The organism is Streptomyces sp. MJM8645 (assembly GCF_001625365.1).
In the GTDB taxonomy this organism is placed as follows: domain Bacteria; phylum Actinomycetota; class Actinomycetes; order Streptomycetales; family Streptomycetaceae; genus Kitasatospora.
In genome coordinates this window covers 434,022-447,011 of record NZ_LJJF01000001.1, presented here as the reverse complement: position 1 = coordinate 447,011, position 12,990 = coordinate 434,022, and the positions used below count along the sequence as shown (strand labels likewise).

Below are 12,990 nucleotides of genomic sequence, written 5' to 3'. Positions count from 1 at the left end.
CGTGTTCGGCAACTACCTGATCGGCCTGCGCGAAGGCCTCGAAGCCAGCCTGGTCGTCTGCATCCTGATCGCCTACCTGGTCAAGACCGGCCGCAGGGACAAGCTGCCGCCGGTGTGGATCGGCGTCGCCTCCGCCGTGGTGCTCAGCATGGTCTTCGGCGCCGTGCTGCAGTTCGGCTCGTCGCAGCTCACCTTCGAGGCCCAGGAGGCGCTGGGCGGCTCGCTGTCGATCATCTCGGTCGGGCTGGTCACCTGGATGGTGTTCTGGATGCGCCGCACCGCCCGGCACCTGAAGACCGAACTGCACGGCAAGCTGGACGCGGCCATCGCCATGGGCACCACGGCCCTGGTGGTCACCTGCTTCCTGGCGGTCGGCCGCGAGGGCCTGGAGACCGCGCTGTTCATCTGGTCGGCGGTGCAGGCCACCAACGACGGCTACAACCCGCTGATCGGCGCCGCGCTCGGCCTGCTCACCTCGGTGGTGCTCGGCTGGCTGTTCTACCGCGGCGCGCTGAAGATCAACCTGGCCAAGTTCTTCACCTGGACCGGCGCGATGCTGGTGGTCGTCGCGGCCGGCGTGCTCGCCTACGGCGTGCACGACCTCCAGGAGGCCGGCTGGCTGCCCGGCCTGCACAGCGTGGCCTTCGACATCAGCAGCACCATCCCCAAGGACAGCTGGTACGGCACCCTGCTCAAGGGCGTGTTCAACTTCCAGCCGGACCCGACGGTGCTGCAGCTCGTGGTCTGGCTGCTCTACCTGGTGCCGACCCTCGCCGTGTTCTTCGGCCTGTTCAGCGGCAAGGCGAAGCCCGTCGCCGCCAAGCCGGCCGCCTGACCCCTCCGTTCGGCGAACCGCCCCGCCCCGTCCGGCACCCCGCCGGGCGGGGCGGTGTCGTGTGCGGCGCTATATCCCGTACAGGCAGAGGAAGACGATGAGGGCGACCAGCCCGACGGCCGCGGCGATCCACGGGCCCGGCGCGAACTCCTGCCGGACGTACCCGGCTTCGTGCGTCTGCGACAGGTGCTGGGAGGCCTTCGCCTGCGCGCCGAACGCCGCCGACCTGCGGTAGCCGCAGCTCTCGCAGACCACGCGCCGGGTGTTGTTCCGCCCCGAGACGACCTTCACCGCGTGCTGGTGCCCGTGCGGGTCCTCGCCCGTGAACCGGCTGGTCTCCATGCCTTGGCCCCCTTCGCCTCGCCCCTGTGCGCGCGAGCATCCTTGCACGCACCACCGACAGCCGTGCCCCGGTGGGACCGGGATACGCCGGAGCCCCGGACGGTCGAGGACCGTCCGGGGCTCCGGCGCGCTTGCGGGGGGGCGCCTACTCGCTCTTGATCGCGCCCAGGATGTCCATCCGGGCGGCCCGGTGGGCCGGCCAGAGGGCGGCCAGCAGGCCGATCACCGCGGCCGCGACCAGGAAGCCGAGGATCTGCAGCGGCGGCACCACGGTGGTGATGTTCTTGAGCGAGTCCGCCATCGTGCGGGTGCCCGCCCAGGCCACCAGGATCCCGAGCCCGATCCCGACCGCGCCGCCGAACAGCGCGATCAGCAGCGACTCCAACCGGACCATCCGGCGGATGCCGATCCGGTCCAGGCCGATCGCCCGCAGCATGCCGATCTCCCGGCGCCGCTCGAACACCGACATCGCCATGGTGTTGACCACGCCGAGCACCGCGATCACCACGGCCATCCCGAGCAGCCCGTACATCATGTTCAGCATGCCGGTGATCAGCTGACGGTTCTCCGCCTTGATGTCCTTCTCGCCCTTGACGGCGATCAGCGGGTTGCCGCCGGTCGCGTCGCGCAGCGCCTGCTTCAGCTTCTCGTCCGCGCCGTTGGCGCCCTTCACCAGGACCTTCGCCGGGCCGGAGCCGGGCAGCGCGTGCGGGCCCACCACGTTGTCCGGGGCGACGATGTTGGCCAGCGCGCTGTTGGCCTCCAGCACGGCGCCGACGGTGAGCGAGCCCTTGGCCCCGCCCGGGTAGGTGACGGCCATGGTGTCGCCGACCTTGAAGCCGAGGCGCTGGGCGGTGCCCGAGCTCATCATCAGCTTGCCCTGCTTGAGGGCGTCCGCCGAACCGTCCTTGACCTTGACGGTGGCCAACTGGTCGATGGTCGCGGCGTCGACGCCCGTCAGGAACTCGTAGTCGGAGTCGCCCTTGTCGGTCGTCACCCGGACTTCGCGCATCACGCTCATGGCGCTGACGCCGGGCGCCTTGGCGATCTGGCCGGCGACCTCGGGGGAGAGCTTCGAGCCGTTCTGCATGGCGACGGTGTAGTCGGCCTTGAGGTCGTCCGCGGTCGCCGCGTCGACGGCCTTGTTCACCGAGGCGCCGACCACGGTCAGCGCGGTGATCAGGGTGACGCCGATGGTCAGTGCCGAGGCGGTGGCCGCCGTCCGGCGCGGGTTGCGGATCGCGTTCTCCTGGGCCAGCTTGCCCGGCGTGCCGTAGACCTTGCGCAGCAGCGGGGCGAACAGCGCGATCAGCGGCCTGGCCAGCAGCGGGGTCAGCACGAACACGCCGATCAGCAGGGTGCCCGCGCCGAGCCCGACCAGCTTGTACTCCTTGCCGCCCGCGCCCGCGGCCAGGGAGCCCGCGCCGGCCAGCGTGAACAGCAGGCCGATCGTGTTGCGGACCAGCAGGCTCTTCTGGGTGGCGGGCTGCTCGGTCGAGCTCATCGCGGCCACCGGGGCGATCCGGGAGGCGCGCACGGCCGGCAGCAGGGCGGACAGCACCGTCACCAGGACGCCGACCAGCAGGGTCACCGCGATGGTGAGCGGCTTGATCACCAGCGAGCCCTGCGGCATGGTGTCGTCCATCGCGCTGACCAGCGTCTGCATGCCGGCGCCGATCCCGATGCCGGCGAGCAGCCCGGCCGCCGAGGCGAGCAGGCCGACCAGCAGTGCCTCGACCAGCACGGAGCGGGTGATCTGCTTGCGGCTGGCGCCGATCGCCCGCAGCAGTGCGAGTTCCTTGGTGCGCTGGGCGACCAGCATGGTGAAGGTGTTGGCGATGATGAAGATGCCGACGAACAGCGAGATGAAGGCGAAGACCATCAGGAAGGTGCTCAGGACCTTGGTGCCCTGCTGGATCATCCGGTCCTGCTCGGCGGCGAGCTCGCGCCCGGTCTTCGCCTCGATCGAGTCGCCCTGCGGGGCGGTCTGCTTGACGGCGGCGAGCAGCGCGGTGTCGTCCGCGCCCGGCTTGCCCTTGACGTCCAGCTCGGCGTAGCGGCCCGGGCTCAGGTAGAGCTGCTGGGCGGTGGCGGTGTCGAAGGCGGCCAGCGAGCCGCCGGCCAGCACACGCGGGTCGTTGGTGGTCAGGGTGCCGGTGAGCTTGAGCTTCATCACCGGGCCGTTGACGGCGACCCGGACGGTGTCGCCGACCTGGTAGCCGCCCTTCTCGGCGGTCTTGGTGTCCAGTGCGATCTCGCCCGAGCCGTGCGGGCCGCGGCCGTCGACCAGCGGGTAGCGCGGGTCGGTGCCGTCGGCGCCCGGCACGTAGTTGGTGCCGGTGGTGGAGAAGCCGTTGCCGATCAGCGCGCCCTTCTTGTCGGCGATGCCGGCGAAGCCGCTGACCACGCCACGCGCCTCGGCGGCGCCGGGCAGTGCCGCGACCGCCTTGCGGATCTCCTCGGTGAGGGCCGGGCCCTCGGAGTCCTCACCGGTGTGGTCGTAGGCCTGGCGGGCGGCGTCGCGGTCGCTGACCGTGACGGCGATGTCGGTGTAGCTCTTGGAGTTCTGGGTCCTGAGCGCGTTGCCGAAGGTGTCGGAGAAGACCATGGTGCCGGCGACGAAGGCGGTGCCGAGCATGACGGCCAGCGCCGTCATGAGCAGTCGGCCCTTGTGGGCCAGCACGTTGCGCAAAGCGGTGCGGTACATGAGGGGGTGTCAGTCCTGGGGGTTCTCGAAGGTCGGGGGCGCGGGGCTGGCGGGATGCTCTAGCTGGTGCGGCCCTTGGCGTCGAAGCGGCGCATGCGGTCCAGGACGGTGTCGGCGGTGGGGTGGTGGAGTTCGTCGACGATGCGGCCGTCGGCGAGGAAGACGACGCGGTCGGCGTAGGAGGCGGCGACGGGGTCGTGGGTGACCATGACGACGGTCTGGCCGAGTTCGCGGACGGAGTTGCGCAGGAAGGAGAGGATTTCGGCGCCGGAGCGGGAGTCGAGGTTTCCGGTGGGTTCGTCGGCGAAGATGATGTCGGGCTTGCCGGCGAGGGCGCGGGCGCAGGCGACGCGTTGCTGCTGGCCGCCGGAGAGCTGGGAGGGGCGGTGGCTGAGGCGGCCGGAGAGGCCGACGGTGTCGACGACGCGGTCGAGCCAGGCCTTGTCGACCTTGCGGCCGGCGATGTCCATCGGGAGGGTGATGTTCTCCAGGGCGGTCAGGGTGGGGAGCAGGTTGAAGGCCTGGAAGATGAAGCCGATGTGGTCGCGGCGGATCTGGGTGAGCTGCTTGTCCTTGAGGCCGACGAGCTCGGTGTCGCCGATGGTGGTGGAGCCGGAGCTGATGGTGTCGAGGCCGGCCATGCAGTGCATGAGGGTGGACTTGCCGGAGCCGGAGGGGCCCATGATGGCGGTGTACTGGCCCTGCGGGAAGTCGACGCTGACGTTGTCGAGGGCCACGACGCGGGTCTCCCCGTCCCCGTAGACCTTGTTGAGGCCGGTGGCGCGGGCGGCCGCCAGGCCGGTACGGACGGCGGTTGCGGGGGTCGTCACGGGGGTGCTCCTGAGGGCGGGAACGGACAATCGGGTTCCGTTCCATCCTCCCAATCCGTTCGAGCGCGATGCGTATGTCCCGAGGAGGGGCGACCCCCGCCGTCTCGGCGGCTCGGCGGGGGTCTTCTCATCCTCAGGTATGACACCGATCCCTGAGGACCATGGTCCCTGTGCTGCGGACGATGGTCCCCGTGCTACTCCACCGCGACGCCGAACGCGCCCGCCAGCCCGAGCAGACCGTTCGTCACCGAGCGGCCCGACGGGCTGAACTGCCAACCGCCGCCCGCACGCTGGAACGAACCCATGAGCATCGCGCTGTCCGGCACGCCGCCGGTGCCGGCCGCCCACTCCGCCGGACCGGCCGCGCCCGGACCGTACGTCGCCGCCAGGGCGACACCGTGCACGTAGCCGAGCGGCAGGGCCCGCGGCTCCTCCTCCTCGGTGGAGACGGCGACCACCACCTCGTCCACCGTGGCCGCCAGCCGCTCCAGGTCCAGGGTCAGCCGGACCGCCCGGGCCGGCTCGCCCGGCACCGAGTGGGTCGGGTGCAGCCGCACGGCGCCGTCCGGGTCCTGCGGGTTGTTGAAGAACACGAAGTGCTCGTCGCTCAGCACCCGCCCGGCGGCGCACAGGAACGCGGTGACGTCCAGCTCCACCGCGTCGCCGCCGGCCGTCCGGCTCTGCCAGCTGACCGTCAGGCTGCTGTGACGGTCCGTCGGCGCGGCCGCCGGTGCGGGCTTCTCCTGTTCCGCGGAGCCGCCGCCGAGCCGCCCCCGCAGCCCCTGCTCGGCCAGCAGCTCCACCAGCTCCGGCCCGCTGACCAGCGTCAGCGGCTTCCCCTCGATGTAGCTGTACGAGCCGCGGCCGAAGCCGGCGGTGGTCACCAGGATGCCCTTGTTGGCCCCGTGGTGCCGGACGGTCGACTCCAGGTCGCGCACGGCCGTCGGGGACACCGTCTTGCGGTAGCGCTTGGCCTGGATCACGATCTTGCCGCCGGTCACCGGGTCCAGGTCCTCGGCGACCACGTCCACCCCGACGTCGCCGCTGCGGGCCGTGGTCATCACCCGGAAGCCGCGCAGCCGGAACAGCTCGGCGATCAGCTCCTCGAACTCGATCGGGTCCATCTCGAACAGGTCCGGGTCGTCGTCGCCGCCGTGCCCGGCCAGGCTCCCGCCGACCGTCTCCGGCAGCCGGTCCGGCCGCACCTCGTCCAGCCGCTCCGGGCGCGCCGACAGCTTGCCGCCCAGGCCCTGGAAGCAGTCCACCGGCGCCACCCGGTCCAGCGCCAGCCCGGCGAACTCGGCCCGGGAGGCGGTCAGGGTGGCGAGGAAGCGCTCCGCCTCCCGGCCGGTCGCCGGGTCGATGCCGAGGACGAAGCCGTTCAGCACCACCGAGTCCAGCATCCCGTCCCGGTCCGCCCGGAACAGCTCCGCCGCCAGCCGCAGCGCCGACTGCGCCAGCACCTCCCGGTACAGCGCCTTGCGCTCCGTCGCCGGGCGGGCCACCTCCGCCTCGCGGTCGTCCGTCTTCACGTACCGGACCCGGCCGGCGGCCGGCACCACGTCCGGGCCGGGCAGCTCCCAGTTCACCACCAGCTGCCGGGTCGAGGCCTCCCAGGCCGCCACCAGGCGGTGCGGGAAGCCCTCCGGCCAGGCCGCCGAGGCGTACAGGCCGGCGGTGAAGTACTCCTGCACCGCCTCCGGCTCGCCCGCGCGCAGCCGCCGCAGCAACTCCTCGGTACGGGCGGCGCGGTCCTCGTCCTGGCGGCGGCACTGCGCCGCCCAGGCCAGGTACTCCTGGTGGTAGGCGGCCAGCCGGCGCTGCCGGTCGGCCTCCTGCGCCTGGGCGGCGTACCAGTCCTGCTCGAACCGGGCCCGGGCCTGCGCCAGGTACTGCTCGTACTGCCGCCGCACCCCCGGATTGCGCGCCTGCACCTGGTCCGGCGGCGGCACGTGGTACTTGGGGCCGCCCTGATCGGGCAGCTCCACCGGCCGGCCCAGCGGGCCCGGGTCGAACGGCGGCACCGGGCGCGGCGCCAGCAGCGCCTGCGGGCCGAACGCCGGAGCCGCCAGCCCGGCGGCCAGCAACCCGCGCAACTCCTCGACCCGGGCTTCCAGTTCGGCCGTCAGTCGGGCCGCCTCCGCCTCCCGGGACTGCTGGTAGGCCCGCTGTGCCTCCCGCTCGTTGCGGGCCGTCGCCCGCTGCTCATCTCGCTGCTCGCGCTCCAGCCGGCGCTGCTGCGCCGCCTCGGCACGCCAGCGGGCCTCCTCCCGGCGCTGCTGCTGTCGCTGCGCCTCCGCCCAGATCGCCAGCACTCCGTCGTTCCGCCGCCCCGCCACCGTCCACCCCTTCATTGCACGCCGGACCGGTCGCGCCGCACGCCTCCCGGCCGCGCCGCCAACCGCGCCCGCAACAATAGAACGTGAACACCCCACCGGGCCAAGCCCCGCGAGCAGCACGGCTGCACTGCACCGGTCAGTGCACCTGGGGCGCGTCCCCGGGTTGGGCGTGCCAGCGCCAGTCGGTGCGCAGCGGCCGGCCGGGCAGCGGGGCGCGGCCGGTGGCCCACAGGAGGGTCGGCCAGGGGGCGTCGGCGGCGGTGACGGGGACGTCGGGGAAGAGGCGGGCCAGGACGCGGCGGCAGAGGTCGGCCGGGGGGTCCCAGGGCAGGCCGAGGCCCTGGGCGACGTCGTGCAGGTGCACCAGCGTCTCGACCAGGCTCATCGCGACGAACCCGGCCGGGTCGGCGACACCCCACGGGTGGTAGGCGCGGACCTCGGGCGCGGCGGCGCGGGCGATCGCGACCATCAGCCCGCCGCTCGCCTCCAGCACCTCGACCAGCCCGTCGGGCCCGCTCGCGCGGTCGGCGCGGACGAAGTTGTTCGGCCCGCCGGGGAAGCGGCGCTCGGTGGCGAAGGGGACGTACCGCTCGCGCGGCGGGGCGGCCGGGCCGAGCTGGGCGGCGTAGGCGAGCAGGTCGTCGGCGAGGTGCTCGACGGTGGTCCAGCAGTCCCAGGTGACCGTCCCGGCGGGCCGGGACCAGTCGGCGTCCGCGGGCGCCGCGCGCAGGGTGGCGGCGGCGAGCCGGAGGACGAGCGCGAGGTCGTCGGCGGTGACGGGGGACTGGGCGGCGGGCTCGGGCGTCATGGTCGCGGAGGCTAGCAGGGGGCACTGTCAGGGGCCGCACTTGTCAGGGGCGGCGGGTACTCTGCACTGGTTCGAGAGGGAGGCATGCCCGTGACGATCGCACCGCAGCACCACCCGGACCGGCCCGCCGGCTGGGTCTCCACCGGGCTGAGCTGGCACGAGGGCCGCGCCCTGCTCGGCGCCGTGCGCGGCGGCCAGACGCACGAGCGGGCCGTCACGCCCGGCGCGGAGGTCGGCTGGCTGCTGGGCGGGCCGCGCCGCTGCACCGGCGCCTGGCTGGCCGGGGCGACGGAGCGCACCCCGTGCCCGCACCACGCGGTGATCGCGCCGGACGGCGCCGCCGTGCAGTGCCCGGCCTGCCAGAGCGTCGACCGGGGCCTGGCCCTCGCCCGGGACCAGATCCTCGACGACGGCCGGACGTACCTGCTCTACCTCGCCTGGTTCGGCGACGGCCTGCTGAAGATCGGCCTGACGGCCGAACAGCGCGGCGACAGCCGACTGCTCGAACAGGGCGCGCTGGCCTACGCGTTCACCGCCCGGGGCGGGCTGCCGGCCATCCGGCGCGCCGAACTCACCGTCGCCGCCTCCGGGTTGGCCCGCGAGCGGTTCAAGGCCAGGCTGAAGACCGAGCACTGGTGGGCGCACGGCGACGAGCCGTACCGCCGGGCCGTGCTGGCCGAGGCCCGGGCCCAGGCGCACCGCCTGCTGGCCGGCCACGCGCTGGAGCTGCTCGCCGAGCGCCCGGTGGTCGACCACGTGGCGCGGTTCGGGCTGTCCGACGGCGCACCGGAGGCGTACCGGCAGGTCGGCGGCCTGGCCGACGGGGCGGTGATCGCGGGCACCCTGCGGCCGCCGGTGGGCCGCCACCTGTTCCTGGACCAGGCCGACGGCTCGGGGCCGCTGCTGCTGGACACCCGGCTGCTCACCGGCTGGACGCTCGCGCCCGTCTCCGGCCGTCCGACGTCCGGGGTGGCCCTGGAGGAGCGGGTCCGCCCGCCGGAGCCGGACACCCAGGAGGCGCTCTTCTAAGGCGAATCCGGGCTGGGGTGGTTCCCCGCGAGCCCGGGGGCTGCGGGCTCAGCCCAGCCTGCTGCGCACCCCGCCCGGGCCGGAGCGGGCCCGGCGGGACAGCGGCGGCCGGGACGGGCGGACGTCGGCGCGCGCGGCGGGCTCGCCCTCGGCGGTGCGCCGGGCGAGTGCGGCCCGGGCGGCGGCCAGGGCCACGCGGGTGAGCAGCGGGTCCTCCTGGACGCCGGCGGACCGTTTGGCCGCCTGGCAGTGCGAGCACCAGATCGGAGAGGCGGGCCCGTCCGGGTACGCCATGCTCTCGGGCGGCAGGTAGTGTCCGCCGCACTCGACACACTCGAAGACCAGCCTCATCCGGCGATCACCGTCCCGGATCCGTGGCACCGACCGCAGGGCGACCAGAAGGTGTGGATCCTCGGCACCATGCTCCCTTCCTCGTCCCGTTCGACCGTGGCTTCGGTCTTCTGGGTCCCCCCGGACCCGCCGCAACCGGAACAGGACTGAACCTCGGGCATATGCCGTCCTTCCGTAGCGGAGGACCACGGTAGCGCGAATTCCCGGGCGCGGGCGCGGGACCTGACGATCCACCACCCCTCGGGGGAGCGTGCGAATGCCCCACACGCCCCGCTGCACGCCGTCGGCCCCGCACCCGGGGGCGCGGGGCCGGGGCACGGGGCCGGTCGAAGCGGTGCGTCAACCGCGCGCGGCCCGCAGGAACTCGCGGTTCATCGCGGCGATGCTGGGCAGCGGGATGCCCTTGGGGCAGGCGGTGGCGCACTCGCCGGTGTTGGTGCAGCCGCCGAAGCCCTCGGCGTCCATGGCCGTGACCATGTCCCGCACCCGGGAGGCGCGCTCCGGCGCGCCCTGGGGGAGCACGTTGAGGTGGACCACCTTGGCGGAGGTGAACAGCATCGCCGAGCCGTTCGGGCAGGCCGCCACGCAGGCGCCGCAGCCGATGCACTCGGCGTGTTCGAAGGCGGTGTCGGCGGCCTCCTTGGGGACGGGCGTGGCGTGCGCGTCGGGGGCGCTGCCGGTGGGGGCGGAGATGTAGCCGCCGGAGCCGATGATCCGGTCGAAGGCGGAGCGGTCCACCACCAGGTCCTTGACCACCGGGAAGGCCGCCGCCCGCCACGGCTCGACGTCGATGGTGTCGCCGTCCCGGAAGTGCCGCATGTGCAGCTGGCAGGTGGTGGTCCGCTCGGGGCCGTGGGCCTGGCCGTTGATGACCATGCCGCAGGCGCCGCAGATGCCCTCGCGGCAGTCGTGGTCGAAGGCCACGGGCTGGTCCCCGCTGGTGATCAGCTCCTCGTTGAGGCTGTCGAGCATCTCCAGGAAGGACATGTCGGGGCTGATGCCGCCGACCTGGTAGGTCGTCATCGACCCGGGGGCGTCCGGGCCCGCCTGGCGCCAGATGCGCAGGGTGAGGTTCATGCGTAGCTCCGCTGGGTGGGGTGGACGTACGCGAAGTCGAGGGCCTCGCGGTGGAGGACGGGGGCGGCGCCGGTGCCGGTGAACTCCCAGGCGGCGGCGTAGCCGTACTCCTCGTCGCGCCGGGCGGCCTCGCCGTCGGGCGTCTGGCTCTCGGTGCGGAAGTGGCCGCCGCAGGACTCGGCGCGGTGCAGGGCGTCCAGGCACATGAGTTCGGCGAGCTCGAAGTAGTCGACGAGCCGGTTGGCCTTCTCCAGCGACTGGTTGAGCTCCTGCCCGGTGCCGGGCACCTTGATCCGGCGCCAGAACTCCTCGCGCAGCTGCGGGATCCGCGCCAGGGCCCGGCGCAGTCCGGCCTCGTCGCGGGCCATCCCGCACTCGTCCCAGAGGAGTTCGCCGAGTTCGCGGTGGAAGGAGTCGGGGGTGCGGTCGCCGTCGACCGCGAGGATGAGGTTCAGCCGGTCCTCGACCTCGGCCTCGGCCTCGGTGACCGCCGGGTGGTCGGCGGGGACGGCGGGCAGCGGGTTGCGGGCCAGGTAGTCGTTCAGGGTGGGCGGCAGGACGAAGTAGCCGTCGGCGAGGCCCTGCATGAGCGCGCTGGCGCCGAGCCGGTTGGCGCCGTGGTCGGAGAAGTTGGCCTCCCCGACGGCGAACAGGCCGGGGACGGTGGTCTGCAGGTCGTAGTCGACCCAGAGTCCGCCCATCGTGTAGTGGATCGCGGGGTAGATCCGCATCGGCACCCGGTACGGGTCCTCGGCGGTGATCCGCTCGTACATGTCGAACAGGTTGCCGTACTTGGCGGCGACGGCGTCCCGGCCCAGCCGGCGGATGGCGTCGGCGAAGTCCAGGTAGACGCCCTGCCCGCCGGGGCCGACGCCGCGGCCCTCGTCGCAGACGTTCTTGGCGGCCCGGGAGGCGATGTCGCGCGGCACCAGGTTGCCGAAGGCCGGGTAGATCCGCTCCAGGTAGTAGTCCCGCTCGTCCTCGGGGATCTCGGCCGGCGGCCGGGTGTCGCCCTGCGCCTTGGGCACCCAGATCCGGCCGTCGTTGCGCAGCGACTCGCTCATCAGGGTGAGCTTGGACTGGTGGTCGCCGGAGCGCGGGATGCAGGTGGGGTGGATCTGGGTGAAGCACGGGTTGGCGAAGTGGGCGCCGCGCCGGTGGGCCCGCCAGATCGCGGTGGCGTTGGAGTTCTTGGCGTTGGTGGAGAGGTAGAAGACGTTGCCGTAGCCGCCGCTGGCGAGGACCACGGCGTCGGCGGTGTGGGTGCTGATCGCACCGGTGACCAGGTCGCGGGCGACGACGCCGCGCGCCCGGCCGTCGACGACCAGCAGGTCGAGCATCTCGGTGCGCGGGTGCATCTCCACGTTCCCGGCGGCGATCTGCCGGGACAGCGCCTGGTAGGCGCCGAGCAGCAGCTGCTGGCCGGTCTGGCCGCGCGCGTAGAAGGTGCGGGAGACCTGCACGCCGCCGAAGGAACGGGTGTCCAGCAGGCCGCCGTACTCGCGGGCGAACGGGACGCCCTGGGCGACGCACTGGTCGATGATCTCGACCGACACCTGGGCGAGCCGGTGCACGTTGGACTCGCGGGCGCGGAAGTCGCCGCCCTTGACGGTGTCGTAGAACAGCCGGCGGACCGAGTCGCCGTCGTTGCGGTAGTTCTTGGCCGCGTTGATGCCGCCCTGGGCGGCGATCGAGTGAGCCCGCCTCGGGGAGTCCTGGAAGCAGAACTGGACGACGTGGTAGCCCTGTTCGGCCAGGGTGGCGCCGGCCGCGCCGCCGGCCAGGCCGGTGCCGACCACGATCACGGTGTGCTTGCGCCGGTTGGCCGGGTTGACCAGCTTGGCCTCGAACCGCCGCTGGTCCCAGCGCTGTTCGATCGGCCCGGCGGGGGCCTTGGTGTCGGCGACGGGCTCGCCGACGGTGTAGTCCAGGTAGCTCATTTGACGACTCCGAACATCACGGCCACGGGGACGGACAGGAAGCCGACGGTCAGCGCGAGCGCCAGGCCGTTGGCGGTCAGCTTGAGCACCCGGTCCCGGCGGGCGTTGTTGGCACCGAGGGTCTGCGCGGCGCTCCAGAAGCCGTGCCGGATGTGCAGGCCGACGGCGAGCATCGCGACGATGTAGATCAGGCAGCTGTACCACTGGCCGAAGGAGGCCACGATGTTCTGGTACGGGCGGCCGTGCTCGGCGGCGGGGTTCACGGTGAGCGTGGTCAGGTCGAGGATGTGCCAGACGATGAACAGCGCCAGGATCACCCCGCCCCAGCGCATGGTCCGGGTCGCGTAGCTCGCCCGGCGACGCTTGTGGACGTACTTGCTCGGCCGGGCGGCGAGATCGCGGCGGCTGAGCTGGTAGGCCGAGACGCCGTGCAGCACGACGGCGGCCAGCAGGCCGAAGCGGGCGATCCACAGGAACCACTCGTGGCCCAGGAACGGCTGTCCGATGGTGCGCAGCCAGGCCGCGTAGCCGTTGATGTCGTCCGGGCCGGCGAACACCTTGAGGTTGCCCAGCATGTGCGCGACCAGGTAGAGCAGCATGGCCAGTCCGGTGACGGCCATGACCGCCTTCTTGCCGACGGTCGACCGCCAGAGCGTCGCCAGGGTGGACGGATGCCGGGCCGTCCGAGTCGCGGTTGTCATGGCTGCAACGGTAGGGACGGCCACCAGGGTG

The 12,990-nt window shown here is 73.0% G+C and carries 11 protein-coding genes; 2 read left to right on the top strand and 9 right to left on the bottom strand.

Annotation, left to right across the window (positions count from 1 at the left end; translation table 11 throughout):
- The first annotated feature begins 1 nt into the window (after position 1).
- Entirely contained in the window at positions 2-835 is an 834-nt protein-coding gene (efeU, locus tag A6F73_RS01790) for an iron uptake transporter permease EfeU (RefSeq protein WP_063346113.1), read from the top strand.
- Between the two features lie 69 nt (positions 836-904).
- Here the strand turns inward: efeU and A6F73_RS01785 are convergent, their stop codons facing one another.
- From A6F73_RS01785 to A6F73_RS01765, 5 genes are all read right to left on the bottom strand, one after another.
- Entirely contained in the window at positions 905-1,177 is a 273-nt protein-coding gene (locus A6F73_RS01785) for a hypothetical protein (protein ID WP_063346112.1), read from the bottom strand.
- Positions 1,178-1,322: 145 nt separating this feature from the next.
- Positions 1,323-3,884 carry an FtsX-like permease family protein gene (locus A6F73_RS01780; protein ID WP_063346111.1) on the bottom strand — a complete coding sequence of 854 codons (2,562 nt, stop codon included), beginning with the start codon at positions 3,882-3,884 and terminating at the stop codon, positions 1,323-1,325.
- A gap of 59 nt (positions 3,885-3,943) precedes the next feature.
- Positions 3,944-4,714 carry an ABC transporter ATP-binding protein gene (locus A6F73_RS01775; RefSeq protein ID WP_063346110.1) on the bottom strand — a complete coding sequence of 257 codons (771 nt, stop codon included), beginning with the start codon at positions 4,712-4,714 and terminating at the stop codon, positions 3,944-3,946.
- A gap of 194 nt (positions 4,715-4,908) precedes the next feature.
- Positions 4,909-7,053, bottom strand: a complete 2,145-nt coding sequence (locus tag A6F73_RS01770) for a restriction endonuclease (RefSeq protein ID WP_159398312.1) — start codon at positions 7,051-7,053, stop codon at positions 4,909-4,911.
- A 136-nt stretch (positions 7,054-7,189) separates the two neighbouring features.
- Complete coding sequence (locus tag A6F73_RS01765; protein WP_063346108.1) at positions 7,190-7,861, bottom strand: maleylpyruvate isomerase N-terminal domain-containing protein; 672 nt, start codon at positions 7,859-7,861, stop codon at positions 7,190-7,192.
- 90 nt (positions 7,862-7,951) lie between these two features.
- On the opposite strand from A6F73_RS01765, the gene A6F73_RS01760 reads away from it, so the two are divergent.
- A complete protein-coding gene (locus tag A6F73_RS01760) occupies positions 7,952-8,890 on the top strand; it encodes a DUF2797 domain-containing protein (RefSeq protein WP_159398311.1) in 939 nt (312 codons plus the stop codon).
- Positions 8,891-8,938: 48 nt separating this feature from the next.
- Here A6F73_RS01760 and A6F73_RS01755 read toward each other — a convergent pair whose 3' ends face one another.
- The 4 genes from A6F73_RS01755 to A6F73_RS01740 all read right to left on the bottom strand — a co-directional run bounded on the left by A6F73_RS01755 (position 8,939) and on the right by A6F73_RS01740 (position 12,959).
- Entirely contained in the window at positions 8,939-9,241 is a 303-nt protein-coding gene (locus tag A6F73_RS01755) for a hypothetical protein (protein WP_063346106.1), read from the bottom strand.
- 339 nt (positions 9,242-9,580) lie between these two features.
- Positions 9,581-10,318: a succinate dehydrogenase/fumarate reductase iron-sulfur subunit gene (locus A6F73_RS01750; RefSeq protein ID WP_063346105.1), complete on the bottom strand. Its 738-nt coding sequence runs from the start codon at positions 10,316-10,318 to the stop codon at positions 9,581-9,583.
- Positions 10,315-12,258 carry a fumarate reductase/succinate dehydrogenase flavoprotein subunit gene (locus tag A6F73_RS01745; protein WP_063346104.1) on the bottom strand — a complete coding sequence of 648 codons (1,944 nt, stop codon included), beginning with the start codon at positions 12,256-12,258 and terminating at the stop codon, positions 10,315-10,317. Before A6F73_RS01745 ends, A6F73_RS01750 begins: the two co-directional genes overlap by 4 nt.
- Positions 12,255-12,959 (bottom strand): succinate dehydrogenase cytochrome b subunit, encoded by a 705-nt coding sequence (locus A6F73_RS01740; RefSeq protein ID WP_063346103.1) that lies wholly within the window; start codon positions 12,957-12,959, stop codon positions 12,255-12,257. Before A6F73_RS01740 ends, A6F73_RS01745 begins: the two co-directional genes overlap by 4 nt.
- Between the last annotated feature and the right edge of the window lie 31 nt (positions 12,960-12,990).

Coding starts and splice junctions, on each gene's coding strand:
- A6F73_RS01785 (WP_063346112.1), bottom strand. CDS start 1,177: ATGGAGACCAGCCGGTTCACGGGCGAGGACCCGCACGGGCACCAGCAC.
- A6F73_RS01780 (WP_063346111.1), bottom strand. CDS start 3,884: ATGTACCGCACCGCTTTGCGCAACGTGCTGGCCCACAAGGGCCGACTG.
- A6F73_RS01765 (WP_063346108.1), bottom strand. CDS start 7,861: ATGACGCCCGAGCCCGCCGCCCAGTCCCCCGTCACCGCCGACGACCTC.
- A6F73_RS01755 (WP_063346106.1), bottom strand. CDS start 9,241: ATGAGGCTGGTCTTCGAGTGTGTCGAGTGCGGCGGACACTACCTGCCG.
- A6F73_RS01750 (WP_063346105.1), bottom strand. CDS start 10,318: ATGAACCTCACCCTGCGCATCTGGCGCCAGGCGGGCCCGGACGCCCCC.
- A6F73_RS01745 (WP_063346104.1), bottom strand. CDS start 12,258: ATGAGCTACCTGGACTACACCGTCGGCGAGCCCGTCGCCGACACCAAG.
- A6F73_RS01740 (WP_063346103.1), bottom strand. CDS start 12,959: ATGACAACCGCGACTCGGACGGCCCGGCATCCGTCCACCCTGGCGACG.